The organism is Ideonella sp. P3_A4 (assembly GCF_056403075.1).
Window position 1 is genome coordinate 1 of record NZ_JBFUGE010000084.1, and the last position, 17,423, is coordinate 17,423.

Below are 17,423 nucleotides of genomic sequence, written 5' to 3' on the forward strand. Positions count from 1 at the left end.
CACCTGAGCCGTCTGGAGGCACAACTCGACAAGGCGGCCCCGGTGCGATGAGAGAATTCAGGCTTACCTGAAGGCCCCATCCGATGAGCATCAAGAGCGACAAGTGGATCCGGCGCATGGCCGAGCAGACCGGCATGATCGAGCCGTTCGAGCCGGGCCAGGTGCGCAACGCGCCCGACGGCCACAAGATCGTCAGCTACGGCACCTCGAGCTACGGCTACGACATTCGCTGTGCACGCGAATTCAAGGTCTTCACCAACATCCACTCGACGGTGGTCGACCCGAAGAACTTCGACGAGAAGAGCTTTGTCGACATCGAGAGCGATGTCTGCATCATCCCGCCCAACAGCTTCGCGCTGGCGCGCACGGTCGAGTACTTCCGCATCCCGCGCAGCGTGCTGACGATCTGCCTGGGCAAGAGCACCTATGCCCGCTGCGGCATCATCGTCAACGTGACCCCGTTCGAGCCGGAATGGGAAGGTTACGTGACGCTGGAGTTCAGCAACACCACGCCGCTGCCGGCCAAGATCTACGCGGGCGAAGGCTGCGCGCAGGTGCTGTTCTTCGAGAGCGACGAGGTTTGCGAGACCAGCTACGCCGACCGCGGCGGCAAGTACCAGGGCCAGCGGGGCGTCACGCTGCCCAAGACCTGAACCGGGGCCGAACCCGGCAGGATCCGCTTTTCCGGCCTGATTCGGCCGTTGTTCGGCCGATCGCTCGGCCGACATCCAGCGCACCATCGCAGCAGCATGGCCCCAAGCCATGTGCTTTCAGGAGACTGCGATGCCGACGACCACTGTTGCCCATACCCCCTCGCGCGCCCGCCTGCCCTTCGTGGCCGGCCTGGACACCGAGGCGCTGGCCAGCTTGCCGTTGGGGGCCGCCGGCGGCGAAGCCGGTGTTCAGGCCCTGCAGCGTTTCCACGCCCTGATGGCGACTGAAGGCCACCCGGTGCAGATCACCCGCATGTGCTTCGACCGGCTCTACGCCTACGAGCGCATCGCGCTGGCCCATGCCAGCAGCGACCCCGCGCTGCGCCAATTGGCCCTGCAGCTGTTCCATGCCTGCCACTACAGCGGTTCGGCACAGCGCAACTTGTCATAAAAAGTTTCACAATCGGCTGATCGGCCCGCTCAGTCGGGCCGCGCCCTGCTGGACGGCCGGCCTGGGACCATGGCGCGCCTCTTGCCCATGCCTCGGACGAGACCCGTGTGGGTCGCTGCTTGTGACAAAGGCCAACCAGGGTATGGGCCCGGCGCCTGATAACCGTGGGGGATGGTGCCATGCGCTGGGAAGGCAACCGACAGAGCGACAACGTCGAAGACCGCCGTGATGGCGGAGGCGGCGGTGGTGGATTACGTCTGGGCGGCGGGGTCGGCCTGGGCACGGTGGCGGTGGCCGTCGTGGCCGGCTGGATCTTCGGCATCAACCCGCTGACGATACTGGGCCTGCTCAGCGGTGATCCCAGCGCCGGCCCAGCGACGACGCAGGCACCCGCTCACGCCCCACCGGCCAACGACAAGGAAGCCGCCTTCGTCTCGACCGTGCTGGCCGATACCGAAGACGTTTGGACCCAGCTGTTCCAGCAGGCGGGCGGCCGCTACCAGCCGCCCAAGCTGGTCCTGTTCCGCGGCGCCACCCGCACGGCGTGTGGACAGGGCCAATCGGCGATGGGGCCGTTCTATTGCCCGGGCGACCAAAAGGTCTACATCGACCTGGCCTTTTACGAAACCCTGCGCCGCCAGCTCGGCGCGCCGGGCGACTTTGCCCAGGCCTACGTGATTGCCCACGAGGTGGGCCACCATGTGCAGAACCTGATGGGCATCAGCGAAAAGGTCGAGCAGCGCCGCGGCCGCGGCAGCGAGGCGCAGGCCAATGCGTTGTCGGTGCGGGTGGAGTTGCAGGCCGACTGTTTCGCCGGCGTCTGGGGCCACCATGCCAACAACGCGCGGCAGATCCTTGAAGCCGGTGATGCCGAAGAGGCGCTGAACGCCGCCTCGCGCATCGGCGACGACGCGCTGCAGCGCCAATCGCAGGGCCATGTGGTGCCCGAAAAATTCACCCACGGCACCAGCGCGCAGCGGGTGGCCTGGTTCCGCCGTGGGCTCGACAGTGGCAAGGTGCAGGACTGCGACACCTTCCAGTCGCGGCAGCTCTAGCGACCTCGCCGCGCTTTCAACCGCAACGCGCACTGCTGGAGCCCGCCTCGATCATGCGCACTGGCCCTCGCTCCAAAGCCCTGGTATCGGCCTGGCTGGACTTCCAGCCCGAAGCTCAGCGCGAGGTCGCGCAGGCGCTGCGCGCCGCGGTGCGCGAGGCCGAGCCGGCGCTGAACGAAATCATCCGTTGGGGCCAGTTGGTGTTTGTCTGGGCCGGTGCGCCATTGCTGGCGATTGCGCCGCACCGCAGCCATGTCAGCCTGCAGATATTCAACGGCCACCTGCTGCCGGACGGCCTGGCACCGATGGAAGGCAGCGGCCGGGGCGCACGCAGCTACAAGTGCCGTCTGAGCCAGCCGGTCGACGTGGTGCAGGTGCAGATGCTGGTCGCTGCCAGCGTGGCCCGTGCCCCGCAGGACGAGCGTGCCGGCCTGCCGCGCGAGCTGCCGGGCACCGACGCCGAGCCCCGCTGAAACCGCGGCTCAGGCCGTCGAACGGGTCGAGGGCTGGACCACCTCCAGCCAGTCGCAGCGCAGCCGTTGGCGCTGGTGCAGCCGACGCCGCAACCGAAGGTAGGCCAGCGGCGCGAAGAACAGCGCCACGCATCCCAGCACTGCCCACAAATCGTCCAGCACGATAAAGGCCGGCGCGCCCATCCAGCCCATCAGCCACAGCGTCAGCACCGCGTCCCAGGTGTGGTATTCGATCGGCACGCGTTGGCGGTGCGTCACCATCCAGGCCTTCATTGCGGACAGTTGAGCGAGGTTCATGGCGGGCTCCCGGCGACTGCTTGGGCCAGATCGTAGCGCCGTTGTCAGTTTCGTGTCAGATTCAGTTTGGGGGGACGGATCACCCATTTGCGGGACACCTGCAAGCGGCTGAGTCGGGTTTCACGCTCGGTCTGGATTTCGGCTCGGGCGGCCAGCGCGTGCCGGCACAAGCCTCGCTGAGAATGCCCGCCGTGACGCCGACGACGACCGCTGACGAGACCCCCCGCCCGCTGATGGGCTGTCCGCGCTGCCGAGTGCCGATGCAGGAGCTGGCCCTGCCGTCGCACAAAGGTGCACCGGTCACGGTGGAGCAGTGCGCGGGCTGCCGGCTGGTCTGGTTCGACAGGTTCGAATCGGTGCATCTGGAGGCCCTGGGCTGGGTGCGGCTGCTGCGGGTGATGGAGACGTCGGCGACGCAGCCGTTGACCGACGCACAGGTCGAGCATCCCGCTTGCCCGATTTGCACGGCGCGGTTGAGGCCGGTGCAGAACCGGACGCGTTTTGGCCTCTTCGCGGTCCTCGAATGCCGCCATGGGCACGGCCATCTGCACAGCCACAGCGGCTTGCTGTCGGAGCGGGGCCTTGTCAGGCCGCCCGGCCTGGCCGAGCGCCGCGCGCTTGCCGAAGAGAAGCTCGCGCTGCACTGCCTGAACTGTGGCGCCCCGGCAGCGGCCAGCGACGACCAGTGCCGCTTTTGCCGCACGCCGTTGCTGGTGCTCGACCTGCCGCGGCTGGCACATTCGCTGCGGCCGCGGGCCGAGTTGATGGCCGCTTCGCCGCAGGGCCTGGGCCGGCACCTGAACTGGCCCTGCCGCGGCTGCGGCGCGCCGCTGGATCCTGGCCGCGAGATCAGCTGCTCGCGCTGTGGGCACATGGTCGTCGCGCACGACCTGCCGGACATCGACCCGCTGCTCGACTCGGCCGAGGCCGAGCTGGCGGAATTGGCCGCCGTCGAGGCTCGCCGGCTGGCCCGCTACCCCAGCACGCACCGGCAGCCTGTCCCGCGGGTCGAGCAAGCGCCTGCGGCCCCTTCGCGCCTTCACGGTGTGATGCTGGGCGGCTGGCTGCCGTTGCTGATGCTGTTGGTGCTGTCGACCGCTCTGGTGATCAGTGTCTTCACCGGCCTGCTCGACCCCAAGCGAACAGGCCCCCCGGCGGCCACCCTGTCGGACATCGGTCGTTGGCAGGTTTTTGCCGCCATCATGTTGATGGCGTTCGTGGGCTTCAGCGGTTTGGCGCGCTGGCTAGGCGAGCGCCGAGCCTACTTCGCAGCCATGTTGATCGCCGCGGTGCCGAGCTTCTGGTTCGGCCGCGGCGAAGGGGCCGCGTCGGTGCTGCTGATCGGGATGTACGTCAGCCTCTCGGCGATCGCGACGTTCGTCTTCGCGTTCTTCTATCGCGCCTACCGCGACGTGGTGTTCAGGCGCTTCGGCTGACGCTGCCGGAGGTGGCACTGCCCACCCCGCCGATCACGCCGCCCAGCACCAGCACGTACCAAAGCGGCGCGCTGCTGTCGCCGTGCAGTTGCAGAAAGCCCGCGCCGCTGGCCATCAAGCCGATCGCGGCCAGCAGCGCCAAGAGCAGCAGGCCGCCGCCAAGCAACCGCGTGGGCACGCGCACGGCCGGGTCACGACTGCCAACGGCCAGCAGGCCGTAGCCGATCAGCGTGAACAGCGGGAACAGGACCCACAGCGTCAGGCCCGGTGTTGCTGCCAGCCAGCCCATCGGCGCAGTCACCAGGACCACGGCCGACAAGAAACCCAGCAGGGCGAGAACGCCACCGGTGATCACGATCAACATGGTGCGGGCAACTTCGAGTGAGTGGGAACGGCAAGCATAACGCCGGGGGCACATGCAACGCTTGGGCGTTCACCCGGCCGGTAGCACCAAGGTCACGACCAACCCGCCACCTTCGCGATTGGCCAGCGCGATGCGGCCGCCATGCGCTTCGGCGATTTCGCGGGCGAGCGCGAGGCCGAGCCCGGTGCCGCTGCGTTTGGTCGAGTAGAACGGCAGCAGGGCCTGGGCCAGCACGGCCTCGCTCATGCCGGGGCCGCGATCGGCGACCGTGAAACGAGTTTCGTTGACGTTGGCCGCAACGCCCAGCGTCACTCCATCGGCCGCGCTGCCCGACTCGTGCGCGTTCTTCAGCAGGTTGATCAGCGCCTGCTCGATCTGCCCGGCGTCGAAGCGTGACGGCGTGGTGGGGGCATCACCTTCCAAGCGGAACTGGCTGTGCCCACCCAGGCGCGCCAGGAAGTCGGGCCAGTCGACCGGCTCGATGCGAGGCTGCGGCAGCTTGGCGAACTGTGCGTAGCTTGAGAGGAAGCTGTGCAGGTGGGCTGCACGGCCACCGATGCTGTCGAAGACCTGCGGCAGCTTTTCGGCTTGGCCGCGGCGTGCCAGCTCGGCGCCGCTGTGTGCCAGCGAAGAGATCGGCGCCAGCGAGTTGTTGAGCTCGTGGCTGATGACGCGGATCACGCGTTTCCAGCTCGCCACCTCTTCGCGCGCCAGTTCACGCGTCATGCGCCGCAGCAGCAGCAGCCGGTGCGGCGTGCCCTGCAGCAGCAGCGAACGCTGCGACAGGTGAAAGTGCTCTTCGTGGCCACTGTCGTCGGCGATCGAGAACAGCTGGTCCTGCTGGCTGGCCACCGCGTCGCGCAGGTCAGTGGGTGCGTCGGCCAGCAATGTGTCCAGCTGCGTGCCGACCAGCGACCGGCCTTGTGCCAGCAACTGCCGGGCGGCGATGTTCGCGTAGACGATCAGGCCCAAGGCATCGCACAGCATCAGCGCCAGCGGCGTGTTCTGCACCACGGTGTCCAGCAGCAGCTCACGTTGGGCGAGTTGATGGCGCTGCTCGCGCAATGCCTGGCCCAGCTCACTGTGCAGGCGCAGCAGTTCGCCCAGTTCGCCCTGGCCCTGCGCGCGGATCGACATGCTGAAGTCGCCTTCGCGGTAACTCAGCACGGCACCTTGCAGTGCGCGCAACAGGCGCTGCAGTGGCGCTGTGGCGTAGGCAGACAACGCGAACACGAAGGGCAGCAGCAACAGCAGCGTCCAGCCCAGCGCCGCGGCACTGCCGGGCAATGGTGCGCTGACGTTCCAGCCCAGCCGGCGGTGCAGCAGCACCAGCAACGAAGGCAGTGGCCACTGCACCAGCGCTGCGTGCAGCAGCCCTGCCAGCACGACGACCGCCAGCAGCAGCAGCGCCAACCGCGTCTGCAGGTTGTGATTCGGCCCGCGAGAGACCATGCGTGTCAGGACGTCGAGCCGGGGCCAGCCTCGGTCGCCAGGCCGTAGCGCTCCATGCGCCGGTACAGCGCCTGGCGCGACAGACCCAGCGCCTGCGCCGCGCGGCTGACCACGCCGTGGGCATCGGCCAGTGCGGCCAGCACGGCCTCGCGGCTGGGCTCGTTGAGATCACGCGGCGCAGCGGACTTGGCCGGCACTTCGATCTGCAGGTGGACTGGCAGGATCGCGCCGTCGCCGGCCAGCAGCGCAGCGCGGGCCATCACGTTCTTCAACTCGCGCACGTTGCCGGGCCATGGGTGGGCCAGCAGCGCGTCGCGCGCCGCGTCGCCCAGGCGCTTTGCGTCGCCGCCGAGAAAGTGGATCGCCAATGGCAGCACGTCGTCACGCCTTTGCGCCAATGGCGGCACGCGCAGTTCGAACACGTTGAGCCGGTAGTAAAGGTCTTCGCGGAAGGTGCCGGCCGCGACCATGGCCCGCAGGTCGGCGTTGGTCGCGCTGACGATGCGCACCTTCGATTCGCGTGTCTTGCTCGACCCCAGGCGCTCGAAGCGGCCGGTCTCCAGCACCCGCAGCAGCTTGACCTGGCCGGCCAGCGGCAGGTTGCCGATCTCGTCGAGGAACAGCGTGCCGCCATGCGCGGCCTCGAAGCGGCCCTCACGCGCGCGGTGGGCACCGGTGTAGGCGCCGCTGTCGGCGCCGAACAGCTCGGCTTCGATCAACTCGGCCGGCAGCGCGCCGCAGTTCAGCGCAACGAAGGGCAAGGCCTTGCGCGCCGAGTTGGCATGCAGGATCGTCGCCACGTGCTCCTTGCCACTGCCGTTTGGCCCAGTCACCAGCACCGGCAGCTCGGTGCGCGCGACCTGGGCCGCCAGCTCCAGCATCGACAGCATCGCTTCGGACTGGAAGACCAGGCCGTCGATGTCCAGGCGCTGCAGCAGCGCGTCGCGTCGCGCCCGGCGCTCTTGCCGCGCGCGGCTCAGCTCGCGGGTCGTGTCGCCCAGCTCCAGCAGGTTCTGCACCGTGGCCAGCAGCTTCGCGTCGTCCCACGGCTTGGCCAGGTAGTCAGCGGCACCGGCCTTGACCAGCTCGACCGCACTCTCCAATCGCGTCCACGCGGTCAGCAGGATCACCGGCAGGTCGGGGCTGCGCTGGCGCAGTGCGCGAAACAGCACCACGCCTTCTTCGCCCGACGTGGTGTCGGCACTGAAGTTCATGTCCTGGATCACCAGGTCGACCGGTTGGCGGGTCAGCAGTGCCAGGCCGTCGTCCGGCGTGGCTGCGTACAAGGCCTTGATGTCGCGCAGCGACAGCAACAGCGCGAGGGCTTCGCCGACGCCCGGGTTGTCGTCGATGATCAGGACGGTGTGCATGAGGCGGCGAGCATATCAACCGATACGCCGCTGTCGCAGCGCGCAAGCCCTCATCGCGTGCATCAGCTGCGCAGCGCCGCCACCGGCGGTAGCGCCGCGGCGCGGCGGGCCGGCGCGAGCACCGCGATCTGGCCCAGCGCCCACAGCGCCAACGCGCCGATCGGCAGGTAGAGCAGGGGCAGCCGCGGCATCTCGTAGCTCGCCATCAGCACCAGACTCAAGCTGAACGCGCCGCCCATGCCCAGCACGATGCCGACCGTCGACAGCAGGAAGTTCTCGAGCTGGAAGTAGCGCAGGATCTGGCCGCGTGTGGCGCCCATCGCGCGGCGGGTGCCGATCATCCGCGTGCGCTGCTGGACCCAGAAGCTGGCCAGGCCGACGATGCCGAACGCGGTGACCACCAGCAGCGCCACGATCACGCCGCCCATCAGCCAGACCATGGCGCGATCCTGGGCGTAGTAGCTGGCGTGCATCTCGGCGAGGGTCTTGGTGTTGGTCACGATGCGCGACGGGTCGTTGTGCTCGATCGCGGCTGCGGCGGCCTTCAGCACGGCGTCGCGCTGGGTGGGCTCGGTGCGAATGAGGTAGTCGCCGCCGCGGAAGGTGGCGCGCAGCGGAAGCACCATGGCAAAGCCTTCGTTGTCGTGGCGCGCCTTGCCGGGATACGGATGGGTCAGCCGCTCGGCGACGCCGATCAYCACCGACGGGTTGTCGGTGTAGGCGTAGATCGACTGACCCAGCGGCGATTCACCAGGAAAGAGTTTCTCGGCCAGCTCGCGGTTGATGATGACCTGGCCGACTGTCGGATCGGTCTGCTTGTCGATCTCGGTGCCGAGTTGGTATTCCTCCGGCCTGAAGTCGCGCCCTGCGACCAGCTTCAGTCCCATGCTGTCCAGCCCCTGCTCGCCGACGGCGTACATGGAGCTGGAATAGCGGGGACTGTTCTTGTCGGCCGGCCGGCGCACGTCGGTGTTGTTGCTGTTGCGACCGTAGATCACCTGGTTCACCACCGTGGCGCTCTTCACGCCGGGCAACTGGCGGATGGCCGTCAGGTCGCGCGTGGTCAGCTCATCGGGGTCGGCGTTGCCGCCGGTGCCCCGCACGCCGATCACGACGAGCTCGGATTCGGGCAGGCCGCTGTCGTGGTTCAGCGTGTCGATGCGCTGGCTGATCAAGTGCAGCGCATTGCAGACGATGGCGCTGGTCAGTGCGATCTCCAGCACGATCAGGCTGGCGGCGGTCTTGTGCCGGCGCAGCGTGGAGAGGATGGGAAGGATGTCCATGGCTGTGGCTCCTGGTGGGCGTTCTTATTGCGTCTTGAGTTGCTGTGCAGGCGTCACGTGGGCGGCGCGCCACGCGGGCAGCAGGCCGGCGACCAGGCTGGAGGCGAGTGCCAGCAGCAGCGTCAACGAAAGCATCGGCCAATCCATGCGCACCAGTGGCGCGTATTCGGCCGGGCTGTGCTGCACCAGCCACAGGCCGAGCATGGCCAGCACCAGGCCCAGCACGCCGCCGGCAACGCCGATCGTTCCCGCTTCGACCAGGAATTGCGCGAACACGTCTCGCCGGGTGGCACCCAGCGCGCGGCGCACGCCGATCTCGCCGGAGCGGCGCAGGCACTTGGCCAGCAGCAGGCCGACGGTGTTCGTGAGGCACACGAGAAGGAACCCGAACGCCAGCCAGACCTGCAGCCGCACGTCGCTGGGCAGCGCCTTCTGGAAGGTCAACCAGTCGGTCACATTGCGCAGGCGCACGTTGGACGGGCGCTCGAAGCGGCCGGCGCGCCGCTGCTCTTCGGAATACTGGACGAGATAGTCGCGGAAGGCCGGCGCCTGGTCGGCCGACTCGAGCTCGACCCAGTACTGGACCCACGCGCAGGGCGAGTTCATTTCGCGCGGCCCTTGGCCATTCGAACTGCCCCAGCAGTCCATGTTGCCCGAGGTGCCGAACTTCAGGCCCATCGCGGTGGAGAAGGGCAGCAGCACCTGCTCGTACTCGGTCATGCCCATCGTCATGTCGTAGAAGTGCGGCACTGGCTTCCAGGGCTTGAGCACGCCGACGATGCGAAAGGCGACGCTGCGGATCTGCACCTCGCGACCGACGCTGTTCTCGCCGCCGAAGAGTTTCTCGTTCAGCTCGGACGTGATCACCGCGACGCGTGCCTCGCTCGCATCAGCCTGGGCGTCCCAACCGCTGCCGTAGAGGAAGGGCGCGTCGAACATCGCGAAGAAGTCGGCCGTGGCGTAGCGCGCGACCGAAAAGAAGGGCTTGATCGAGGCCGATTCGGGCTGCACCGGCACGTTGGCGCCACTCATCATCACCTGGCGCTTGGCATGCTTGGCGCGCATCAACGCCTCGGCGTCGAAGCGGCTGAGCTGGAAGATGGGTTCCTGGCCGGCCTGGTAGCCAATCATGTTGCCGGCGTCGATCTGCACGTTGAACAGGCGCTCGCTCTTTTGCGGGATCGGGTCGCCGGCGAGTACCTTGTAGACCGTCAGCGTGGTCATGCAGGCGCCGATGCCAAGCCCGAGGGCGAGCACCATCAGCACGCTCAGGGCGCGGGCCGACTTGAAGCTGCGCAGCGCGAGGTCGAAGTAGTAGGCGAGCATCAGAGGGTCCCCTTCAAGAGCAGTTGGTTGACGGCGGCCAGCTCGGGCTCGCCGAGCGCTCCGGCGGCTTGCTGCAGCAGCAGCCGGGCCAGCACATAGCCGTGGCGTGCCTGGTCGTGCGCGTTCTGCGCCGCGGCCTGGGTCTGGATCGCCAGCAGCAGATCGGTCATCGTGCGCGTGCCCAAGCCCTGGCCGGCGCGGGTCGAGGCCAGCGCCTGGTCGGCCGCGTTCACCGCGGCGCGGGTGCTTTCGAGCAGCATCACGCCCGAAGCCACGGCCTGGTACTGCGCCTGGGTTTCGCGCATCAGCGCGCGGCGGGCGATTTCGTAGTCGTCGCGGGCCAGGTCGCGTTGGTAGCCGGCCTGGCGCAGTTGCGATTGCGTGGCACCGCCGGCGAACAGCGGCACCGTGAGCCGCAACGCGAACTGCGTGCCGCCGCGGCGCTGTTCGTCGCTGATGCCGGCGCCGCTGGCGCGCGCGCTGTCCAACCCGGCGCTGAGCGTGGGCCAGTGTGCGGCGCGAGCGGCGCCGATGCGCTGCTCGCTGGCGTCGACCACGCGCGATTGCGACAGCAACTGCGGGTTGGCACGCAAGGCCTGGTCGACCCAGGCCTGCGGCTGTGCCGGCTCGGGCAACAGGGCCGGCAGCTCGGGCGCCAGCGCACGCAGGTCACCGGGCGTCTGACCAGTGATCTGGGCCAGCGCCTCACGCGCGTCGGCCAGCGCCTGCTGCGCCTGCACCGTGCTACCGCGCGCCAGCGCGTGGTACGCGCGGGCCTGCTCGACATCGACCTGCGCCGACAGGCCGGCGTCGAAACGCTTTTGCGCCTGCGCCACCTGCGCCGCGAACGCGTCTTCGTTGGCCTTGGTGGTCGCGAGCGCCGCCTGGGCCGACAGCACGCCGAAATAGGCCGTGGCCACGCGGGCGCACAAGGCCTGCTCGGCAGCACGCACGCGCAGGTCTTGCGCCGATTCGAGTGTTCGTTCGGCGTCCCAACTACGCAGCTTGCCCAGATCGAACAAGGTCTGGCTGATGCTGCTGCCGAGCTCGCGGCTGCGTGAGCCGTCTTGCTGGTCGCGGGTTTCGGTGGCGTTCARCTGCCACTGCGGCAACAGCGCCGCGCGGGCCTGCACGGCCAGCTCGCGCTGCACGCCGCGCTGTGCGTCGGCCGAGGCCAGCACCGGGTCGGCCGCGCGTGCCTGGGCGTAGACCTGCAACAGGTCTTCGGCCGACGCGGCTTGTGCGCAGGCCAGCGCCAGCGCGGTGATGACGAAACGAAAGCGCATCGTCAAGAAGCCGCAGCCGTGCGCGGGCGCAGCAGCGCTGGATCGATGTGCAACTCGGCCGCGATGTCGACCACCTGGCCGTCGATCACATGCACGTTGCGCTGTGCACGAGCGGCCAGCTGCGGGTCGTGCGTGACCATCACGATCGTCGCGCCTTCGAGGTGCAGCTCTTCCAGCAGGTCCATCACGCTGCGGGCCATCTGGCTGTCGAGGTTGCCGGTGGGCTCGTCGGCCAGCAGCAGCTTCGGGCTGCCAGCCAGTGCGCGGGCGATCGCCACGCGCTGCTGCTGGCCACCCGACAACTCGCTCGGGTAGTGCTTGGCGCGCGCCGACAGGCCCACGCGGGCCAGCGCATCGGCGGCCCGCTCGCGGCGCTCAGCGTTCGGCAGCCCGCGATAGCGCAGCGGCACCTCGATGTTGTCGATCACGTTCAGGTCCGGGATCAGGTTGAAGGCCTGGAAGATGAAACCGATCTTCTGGTTGCGGATGCGCGAGCGCTCGTCGTCGGCCATGCGGCTGACGTCGATGCCGTCGAGCTCGTAACGGCCGCCGGTGAAGGCTTCGAGCAGGCCGGCGATGGTCAGGAAGGTGGTCTTGCCCGAGCCCGACGGGCCGGTGACGGCGACGAACTCGCCGGCTTTCACCTCGAGATCGAAGTTGCGCAGCGCGTAGGTCTCGACCATCTCGGTGCGATAGACCTTGGACAGGGACTGCATTTTCAGCATGGCGGGTTCCTCGTCTCTCTCTTGAATCGGGTGTGGGGTTCAGGGGCTGACCACGACGCGCTCGGCGCCGCGGAAGTTGTCGGTGCCGGAGATCACGACCTGCTCGCCGGGCTTCAAGCCCTCGAGGATCTCGACCTTGGCCAGGCTTTGCGCGCCGAGCTTGATGGCGCGCTTTTCGGCGACGCCGTCGTGCAGCACGTAGGCGACGCGGCCGCCGCCCTCGTCGACGAAGCTGCCGCGGGCGACGGTCAGCACGTTGTCCCGCTGGTCCAGCAGCACGCGCACCGACAGGCGCTGGTTTTGGCGCAGTTGCTCAGGCAGCGCGCCATCGAAACGCAGGCGCGCGGCGACCTCGTTGTTGACGACCTCGGGCGAGACCGAGCTGACCTTGCCTTTCCAGCGCTGGCCGTTGCCGCTGATCTCGCCGGGCATGCCGGGCTGCAGTTCGCGGGCAAAGCTCTCGGCCACCTGCATCTGCACCTCGAGCTGCGACAGGTCGACCACGGTCAGCAGCTTGGCGTCCTTGGCCACGCTCATGCGGTCGCTGATGAACAGCTGGCCGACCTGGCCGTCGACCGGCGAGCGCACGGTCAGCTCGTCGCTCTGGCGCACGATGTCCTTGACCATCAACTGCTGGCGCTCGAAGGCCTGGTGCTTGGCCTGCAGCTCGAAGCGCATCGCGTCGTCCTTCAGGTTCAGCAACTCCTTGGCCTGCTTCAGCGCAACCTGGGCGCGGTCGACCGCGTCGCGGGCCTGGTCGACCTGCGCGCGGGCGGTGGCGCCGGCCTCGAAGGCCTGGGTCTGGCGCGCCAGTTCGTTCTGCGCGGTCTTGTAGGCGATTGCGGCCGTGTCGAGCTGGCCCTGCGCCATTGCGCGCTGCTGACGCGCGTCGGCTTCGGCGCGCAGCGCTTCGCTTTGCAACGCATCGGCGTTCGAGCGCTCTTGCGCCAGCCGGGCGGCCAGGTCGGGGCTGGCGATGCGCGCCAGTTCCTGCCCGCGCTTGACCTGGTCACCGGCCTGGATAGCCAGCGTCACCGTGCCGGCGCTGCCCGCATACAGCGTGGGGCTGACGGCGGCGACGACCTTGCCTTCGCCGGCCACATCGCGCGTCAGCGGGCCGCGGGCGACCTCGGCCACCGACAGCCGGCCCAGGCTGACCGAACTCTGCGACGACAGCCCGCGCGACAGCGCCGGCCAGCCCCAGGCCAGCAGCCCCGCCAGGGCCAGCCCGCCGGCTGCAGCGATGAACACCGTCTTGCGGCGTTGCCACAGCGGTTGGGGTGTCAGCACCCGGTCTTGCGCAGAGGTGTCACGAATCATGGTGTCCGGCGGTCGGCTCGGTCGTCTGGATGGGCTCTTCTTTTGCAAGCGGCGTACCAGCAGCTGTCGCGGATATTTCTCTTTAAAAATCAATGACTTGAGAGAGGTGATCGGCTCGGTCGGACTGTCCGCGGACACTCCGCCGGACAGCCGGCGCGGACAACCATGGCCGTGACATGCCCATACAACTCCCAAAGACCGTGTGGCGAAAGATTTGGGAAAATTTTCCCAACAATGACCACGCTGGTACGCGCTCAACGGGTTCTGGAAACCGCGATCGCCACCTTGTTGCGACCGCTGTTCCGCCTGTTGTTGCGGCAATCCATGTCCTTCATCGCTTTCGAAGAGATTGCCAAGCGCGTGTTTGTGGAGGTGGCGATGAAGGACTTCGGTATCGAGGGCAAGGCGCCGTCGATGTCGCGGGCGGCGATCCTCTCCGGGCTGACCCGCAAAGAGGTCGCCCGCCTGCTGGCCGAACGGCCCGCCGATGAGGCGGAGCCCGGCGAGCGCTACAACCGCGCGGCCCGGGTGCTGACCGGCTGGCTGCGCGACATCGACTTCACCGAGAGCGACGGCTCACCACGCTGGCTGCGCGACGAAGGGCCGCGCAGCTTCGCTGAGCTGGTACGCCGCCACAGCGGCGACGTGCCAGCCCGCGCGGTGCTGGACGAGCTGCTGCGCGTCGGCGCCGTGCGCCGGCACAGCGACGGCCGTATCGAGCCACTGGCCCGCGCCTACGTGCCGGCCACCAGCGTGGCCGACAAGCTGGCGATCCTCGGCGCCGACGTGGCCGACCTGATCACGACGATTGAGCACAACATTGACCACGGCAAGACCGCGCCGCGCTTCCAGCGCAAGGTCATGTACCACCGCATTGCGGCATCGCAATTGCCGGCACTGCGCAAGCTCACCGCGATGCAAGCTCAGGCCTTGCTGGAGCGCATGGACAGCTGGCTGCTGGAGCACGACACGGGCGTGCCCGAAGACGGCCCCGAGCCGCGCGCCGCGCGCGTCGGGCTGGGCATCTACTACTTCGAAGAGCCGCTCGACAGCTCATCGAAGCAGGACCTGGATTTCATTGGAGAAGAATCATGAAGCTGCGTTGTTGGAGCGCCCTGTTGGGCGGGATCGTCACGTCGATGTTGGTGGCTTGCGGCGGTGGTGGCGGCAGCGGTGGAGGCGGTGGCATCGGCGGCACTGGCACGATGCGGATCGGCCTGACCGATGCGCCTTCGTGCGGCTACGACGAGGTCAACATCACGATCGAGAAGGTGCGGGTGCACACCAGCGCATCGGCAGGCGACAACGACGCCGGCTGGTCCGAGCTGGTGCTGAACCCGGTGCGCCGGGTCGACCTGCTGACGCTGCAGAACGGCGTGGTCGAGTCGCTGGGCGAATTGCCGCTGACGGCTGGCCACTACAGCCAGATGCGCTTGGTGCTGGCCGAAAACGACCATGCTTCGCCGCTGGCCAACTCGGTGGTGCCCACCGGTGAAGACGAAACCGCGCTCGACACGCCCAGCGGCCAGCAAAGCGGCCTGAAGATCAACATCGACACGACGGTCGGTGCGGGCCAGGTGCTGGACATGGTGCTCGACTTCGACGCCTGCAAGTCGGTCGTCAAGGCGGGCAACTCGGGCAAGTACAAGCTCAAGCCGGTGATCCAGGCCATTCCGTTGGTGACGACCGCGGGCCAGGGCGTGGTGGGCTATGTCGACACGTCGCTGTCGATGGCCGACACGCGCGTGTCGGTGCAGGTCGACGGCGTGCCGGTCAAGACGACCGCGCCTGACGGCAATGGCAAGTTCGTGCTGTACCCGGTGCCTGTGGGCACCTATGACCTGGTCATAACCGCCGAAGGCCGTGCCACTGCGGTGATGACTGGTGTGCCGACCGACACGGTCGACTACACCTACGTCAACAGTGCGACGGTGCCGATCGTGCCGGGCCCGGCGCCGCTGGGCCTGCGCCCGGTGGTCGGGACGTTGGCGCCCGCCACCGCGACGGTGCGCGCGCTGCAAAGCTTCACCGCCGGCCCGACGGTGGAGGTGAGCTTCGGCCTGGTCGACAGCCTGACGGGTGCCTACGTGCTGGCCGTGCCGATCGACGCGCCGCTGAAGACGGCCTACGTGCCGTCGCCGACCTCGATCACCTTCACGGCCGACGCTGCGGCGGCTGGCCTGTACACGCTCGAGGCCGAGTCCGACGGGGTGCTGAAGACGCAGCCGATCGACGCCCGCCTGGTGGTGCCGCCGGTGAACTTCAGCTTCCCGTAATGTCCTAGCGCGCCAGTTCAGCGCAGCGACGCCAACGCGGCGTCGCTGACGCTGGCGGCCAGCGCCTGCAGTCGCGGGTGCAGAAAGTCGGCCAGCGCCCTCATGCGCGCGCTCAGGTGCGTGCCGCGGGCGAACACCATCGTCAGCTGGTAGGGCTGGCTGTCGTAGCCCGGCAGCACGCGCACCAGCCTGCCAGCGAGCAGGTCGTCGGCCACGTCCAGCCGCGACTTCAGCACCACGCCGTGGCCGTCCAGCGCCCACAGCCGGGCCAGCAGGCCGTTGTCGGCCGAGCGCCGCACGCGCGGCTGCACATCGACGCTCTCTTCGCCGCGAAACAGCGTCCACACATGGCCGGGCCGGCCCGACAGCCGCAGCACGATGCCGTGGTGCGCCGCCAGTTCGGTGGGATCGCGCGGCGTGCCGGCGCGGGCCAGATAGGCCGGCGAGGCGACCAGCACCGCGGTGTTGTCGGCCATCAAGCGCACGATCTGCTCGCCCGACGTCGGTGCGCCATAACGCAGCGCCACATCAACCGGCTCGCGGCCGATGTCGCTGACGCGGTCACCGACCCGCAGTTCCAGCTGCAGCTGCGGGTGCAGCGCCATGAACTCGTCCAGCATCGGCCGCAGCACATGCAGCCCCAGGTCGGTCGACACCGACAGCCGCAGCGTGCCGCGCACCTGCGTCAGCGGCGCATGCAGCTCGGCAGTGCCCTGGTCCAGCAGTGCCAACGCATGGCGCGCACGTTCGAGGAACAAGCCGCCTTCGACGGTGGCCTTCAGCGCGCGCGTGTTGCGGGTGAAGAGGGCGGCGCCCAGCTGGGTTTCCAGTCGCCGCACCGCTGCAGTGGCGGTGGCCGGCAGCAGATCGGCCTCGCGAGCAGCGGCGGCCACGCTGCCCAGCTCAGCCACGCGAAGCGCCAGGCGCAGCGACGGCAGTTCGAGTGGCAGCTGAGGGGTGGGCACGGAACGGGCGCGGCGTGGCATCGCGGCTCCTTCAATTGACAAACGTGGTTTGTGAGTGACGCAGTCTGCCACGCCTGGTTTGTTGACGGCCGGCGCGGCACGATGCCGTCCGTTGTCACTTGAATTTGCCTGATCGAAGGAATCACCATGAAAGCCATTGCACACCGCCACCCCGCACCGCTGAGCGCCGCCGACGCGCTGGAACTGGTCGACCTGCCCGAGCCGACCGCTGGGCCGCACGACCTGCTGGTGCAGGTGAAGGCCGTGTCCGTCAACCCGGTCGACGTGAAGGTGCGCGCCGGCATGCCGGTGCCCGAAGGCCAAGTCCGCGTGCTGGGCTGGGACGCCGCCGGCACCGTGCTGGCGGTCGGCAGCGCGGTTCAAGGTTTTGCCGTCGGCGACCGCGTCTGGTACGCCGGCGCGCTGGACCGCCAAGGCAGCAACGCCGAGCGCCAGGTGGTCGATGCGCGCATTGCCAGCCGCATGCCAGCCAAGCTGGACTTCGCCCATGCCGCGGCCCTGCCGCTGACCGCCATCACCGCGTGGGAGATGCTGTTCGATCGCCTGGGCGTCGCGCCCGGCGGCGGCGAAGGCCAACGCCTGCTGGTGGTCGGTGCCGCCGGCGGTGTCGGCTCAATCCTGGTCCAGTTGGCGCGCAAGCTGACGAAGCTGGAGGTGATCGGTACCGCAT

The 17,423-nt window shown here is 68.6% G+C and carries 18 protein-coding genes; 8 read left to right on the forward strand and 10 right to left on the reverse strand.

Annotation, left to right across the window (positions count from 1 at the left end):
- The first annotated feature begins 83 nt into the window (after positions 1-83).
- The 4 genes from dcd to AC1DYI_RS10870 all read left to right on the forward strand — a co-directional run bounded on the left by dcd (position 84) and on the right by AC1DYI_RS10870 (position 2,632).
- Positions 84-653 carry a dCTP deaminase gene (gene dcd, locus AC1DYI_RS10855; protein ID WP_477204118.1) on the forward strand — a complete coding sequence of 190 codons (570 nt, stop codon included), beginning with the start codon at positions 84-86 and terminating at the stop codon, positions 651-653.
- 130 nt (positions 654-783) lie between these two features.
- Positions 784-1,104 carry a hypothetical protein gene (locus tag AC1DYI_RS10860; RefSeq protein ID WP_477204119.1) on the forward strand — a complete coding sequence of 107 codons (321 nt, stop codon included), beginning with the start codon at positions 784-786 and terminating at the stop codon, positions 1,102-1,104.
- A gap of 179 nt (positions 1,105-1,283) precedes the next feature.
- On the forward strand, positions 1,284-2,159 hold the full coding sequence (gene ypfJ / locus AC1DYI_RS10865; protein WP_477204120.1) for a KPN_02809 family neutral zinc metallopeptidase: 876 nt from the start codon (positions 1,284-1,286) through the stop codon (positions 2,157-2,159).
- Positions 2,160-2,212: 53 nt separating this feature from the next.
- The gene (locus AC1DYI_RS10870; RefSeq protein WP_477204121.1) at positions 2,213-2,632 is read left to right on the forward strand and encodes a DUF1801 domain-containing protein; all 420 of its coding nucleotides are present in this window, start codon (positions 2,213-2,215) and stop codon (positions 2,630-2,632) included.
- A gap of 9 nt (positions 2,633-2,641) precedes the next feature.
- Here the strand turns inward: AC1DYI_RS10870 and AC1DYI_RS10875 are convergent, their stop codons facing one another.
- The gene (locus AC1DYI_RS10875) at positions 2,642-2,929 is read right to left on the reverse strand and encodes a hypothetical protein (protein ID WP_477204122.1); all 288 of its coding nucleotides are present in this window, start codon (positions 2,927-2,929) and stop codon (positions 2,642-2,644) included.
- A gap of 191 nt (positions 2,930-3,120) precedes the next feature.
- Between AC1DYI_RS10875 and AC1DYI_RS10880 the strand changes: the two genes are divergently transcribed.
- Complete coding sequence (locus tag AC1DYI_RS10880; protein ID WP_477204123.1) at positions 3,121-4,365, forward strand: TFIIB-type zinc ribbon-containing protein; 1,245 nt, start codon at positions 3,121-3,123, stop codon at positions 4,363-4,365.
- Here AC1DYI_RS10880 and AC1DYI_RS10885 read toward each other — a convergent pair.
- The 8 genes from AC1DYI_RS10885 to AC1DYI_RS10920 all read right to left on the reverse strand — a co-directional run bounded on the left by AC1DYI_RS10885 (position 4,349) and on the right by AC1DYI_RS10920 (position 13,491).
- Positions 4,349-4,729: a hypothetical protein gene (locus AC1DYI_RS10885; RefSeq protein WP_477204124.1), complete on the reverse strand. Its 381-nt coding sequence runs from the start codon at positions 4,727-4,729 to the stop codon at positions 4,349-4,351. The two genes, AC1DYI_RS10880 and AC1DYI_RS10885, sit on opposite strands and share 17 nt — an antisense overlap.
- Positions 4,730-4,798: 69 nt before the next feature.
- On the reverse strand, positions 4,799-6,181 hold the full coding sequence (locus AC1DYI_RS10890; protein WP_477204125.1) for a sensor histidine kinase: 1,383 nt from the start codon (positions 6,179-6,181) through the stop codon (positions 4,799-4,801).
- A 5-nt stretch (positions 6,182-6,186) separates the two neighbouring features.
- The gene (locus AC1DYI_RS10895; RefSeq protein ID WP_477204126.1) at positions 6,187-7,551 is read right to left on the reverse strand and encodes a sigma-54-dependent transcriptional regulator; all 1,365 of its coding nucleotides are present in this window, start codon (positions 7,549-7,551) and stop codon (positions 6,187-6,189) included.
- Between the two features lie 62 nt (positions 7,552-7,613).
- Positions 7,614-8,834 (reverse strand): ABC transporter permease, encoded by a 1,221-nt coding sequence (locus AC1DYI_RS10900; RefSeq protein WP_477204127.1) that lies wholly within the window; start codon positions 8,832-8,834, stop codon positions 7,614-7,616.
- A 24-nt stretch (positions 8,835-8,858) separates the two neighbouring features.
- A complete protein-coding gene (locus AC1DYI_RS10905) occupies positions 8,859-10,160 on the reverse strand; it encodes an ABC transporter permease (RefSeq protein WP_477204128.1) in 1,302 nt (433 codons plus the stop codon).
- Positions 10,160-11,446: a TolC family outer membrane protein gene (locus tag AC1DYI_RS10910; RefSeq protein WP_477204129.1), complete on the reverse strand. Its 1,287-nt coding sequence runs from the start codon at positions 11,444-11,446 to the stop codon at positions 10,160-10,162. The genes AC1DYI_RS10905 and AC1DYI_RS10910 overlap by 1 nt, the downstream gene beginning before the upstream one ends.
- 2 nt (positions 11,447-11,448) lie before the next feature.
- Positions 11,449-12,171: an ABC transporter ATP-binding protein gene (locus tag AC1DYI_RS10915; RefSeq protein WP_477204130.1), complete on the reverse strand. Its 723-nt coding sequence runs from the start codon at positions 12,169-12,171 to the stop codon at positions 11,449-11,451.
- A 39-nt stretch (positions 12,172-12,210) separates the two neighbouring features.
- Entirely contained in the window at positions 12,211-13,491 is a 1,281-nt protein-coding gene (locus tag AC1DYI_RS10920) for an efflux RND transporter periplasmic adaptor subunit (RefSeq protein ID WP_477204131.1), read from the reverse strand.
- 234 nt (positions 13,492-13,725) lie between these two features.
- On the opposite strand from AC1DYI_RS10920, the gene AC1DYI_RS10925 reads away from it, so the two are divergent.
- Both AC1DYI_RS10925 and AC1DYI_RS10930 read left to right on the forward strand, forming a co-directional pair.
- Positions 13,726-14,586 (forward strand): DUF6502 family protein, encoded by an 861-nt coding sequence (locus AC1DYI_RS10925; protein WP_477204132.1) that lies wholly within the window; start codon positions 13,726-13,728, stop codon positions 14,584-14,586.
- The gene (locus AC1DYI_RS10930; protein WP_477204133.1) at positions 14,583-15,767 is read left to right on the forward strand and encodes a DUF4382 domain-containing protein; all 1,185 of its coding nucleotides are present in this window, start codon (positions 14,583-14,585) and stop codon (positions 15,765-15,767) included. Before AC1DYI_RS10925 ends, AC1DYI_RS10930 begins: the two co-directional genes overlap by 4 nt.
- A 17-nt stretch (positions 15,768-15,784) precedes the next feature.
- Here the strand turns inward: AC1DYI_RS10930 and AC1DYI_RS10935 are convergent, their stop codons facing one another.
- Complete coding sequence (locus AC1DYI_RS10935; protein ID WP_477204134.1) at positions 15,785-16,753, reverse strand: LysR family transcriptional regulator; 969 nt, start codon at positions 16,751-16,753, stop codon at positions 15,785-15,787.
- A gap of 126 nt (positions 16,754-16,879) precedes the next feature.
- Between AC1DYI_RS10935 and AC1DYI_RS10940 the strand changes: the two genes are divergently transcribed.
- Positions 16,880-17,423 (forward strand): alcohol dehydrogenase catalytic domain-containing protein (locus AC1DYI_RS10940; protein ID WP_477204135.1); only part of this gene is annotated, 544 nt, incomplete at its 3' end.

Bases quoted from the DNA above. Each gene is read 5' to 3' on its own strand.
- ypfJ (WP_477204120.1), top strand. From the start codon at position 1,284: ATGCGCTGGGAAGGCAACCGACAGAGCGACAACGTCGAAGACCGCCGT.
- AC1DYI_RS10895 (WP_477204126.1), bottom strand. From the start codon at position 7,551: ATGCACACCGTCCTGATCATCGACGACAACCCGGGCGTCGGCGAAGCC.
- AC1DYI_RS10870 (WP_477204121.1), top strand. From the start codon at position 2,213: ATGCGCACTGGCCCTCGCTCCAAAGCCCTGGTATCGGCCTGGCTGGAC.
- AC1DYI_RS10885 (WP_477204124.1), bottom strand. From the start codon at position 4,729: ATGTTGATCGTGATCACCGGTGGCGTTCTCGCCCTGCTGGGTTTCTTG.
- AC1DYI_RS10930 (WP_477204133.1), top strand. From the start codon at position 14,583: ATGAAGCTGCGTTGTTGGAGCGCCCTGTTGGGCGGGATCGTCACGTCG.
- AC1DYI_RS10875 (WP_477204122.1), bottom strand. From the start codon at position 2,929: ATGAACCTCGCTCAACTGTCCGCAATGAAGGCCTGGATGGTGACGCAC.
- dcd (WP_477204118.1), top strand. From the start codon at position 84: ATGAGCATCAAGAGCGACAAGTGGATCCGGCGCATGGCCGAGCAGACC.
- AC1DYI_RS10935 (WP_477204134.1), bottom strand. From the start codon at position 16,753: ATGCCACGCCGCGCCCGTTCCGTGCCCACCCCTCAGCTGCCACTCGAA.
- AC1DYI_RS10905 (WP_477204128.1), bottom strand. From the start codon at position 10,160: ATGCTCGCCTACTACTTCGACCTCGCGCTGCGCAGCTTCAAGTCGGCC.
- AC1DYI_RS10925 (WP_477204132.1), top strand. From the start codon at position 13,726: ATGACCACGCTGGTACGCGCTCAACGGGTTCTGGAAACCGCGATCGCC.
- AC1DYI_RS10920 (WP_477204131.1), bottom strand. From the start codon at position 13,491: ATGATTCGTGACACCTCTGCGCAAGACCGGGTGCTGACACCCCAACCG.
- AC1DYI_RS10890 (WP_477204125.1), bottom strand. From the start codon at position 6,181: ATGGTCTCTCGCGGGCCGAATCACAACCTGCAGACGCGGTTGGCGCTG.
- AC1DYI_RS10915 (WP_477204130.1), bottom strand. From the start codon at position 12,171: ATGCTGAAAATGCAGTCCCTGTCCAAGGTCTATCGCACCGAGATGGTC.
- AC1DYI_RS10860 (WP_477204119.1), top strand. From the start codon at position 784: ATGCCGACGACCACTGTTGCCCATACCCCCTCGCGCGCCCGCCTGCCC.